This is a genomic window from Agrobacterium sp. 10T429 (assembly GCF_056393925.1).
Genome location: NZ_JBFTGV010000068.1, coordinates 1 through 417, shown reverse-complemented (window position 1 = coordinate 417; position 417 = coordinate 1). Strand labels below are relative to the sequence as shown.

Annotated in this window: 1 protein-coding gene; it reads right to left on the bottom strand. The window is 69.8% G+C overall.

Annotation, left to right across the window (positions count from 1 at the left end; all coding sequences use genetic code 11):
• Nucleotides 1-417: 3-hydroxybutyrate oligomer hydrolase family protein (locus AC1DCP_RS26555; RefSeq protein ID WP_476774894.1), on the bottom strand; the 417-nt coding region annotated here is incomplete at both ends.

Genomic DNA, 417 nt, shown 5'->3' with positions numbered 1-417 from the left:
ACTCGGTACCGGGCACCTTGCCCTGGCTGGCCGTGACGTTGCCCTGGGCATCGACGTTCGGTCCGTACAGCGAGCCGTACCCGCCCAGCGGATTGGTATCGACGATGGCGCGGTAGTTATTGAAGATGGCGATGCGGCGCAGCTCGGCCGCCGTGGGCGCGGCGGGATCGGCGGGAACCGGCGCGGTAGCCGTGGCGATCAGACCGTCCTTGCCGAGCCCGGCGGTCAGCAGGTCGTCGGTCGTGCCGTCGTAGTTCTGCACGCCGATGGTGCCCACCACGAAGGTCGGCCGGTTGTTCGGGTTCTGCGTGACCGGGCCGCCACCGCCCCCACCGCTGTTGTTGTTGTCCCCGCCGCCGCAGGCGCCAATCAGCAGCACCGCCACGGCGGCGGCAATGGCGGTGTGGCATCGTGGAT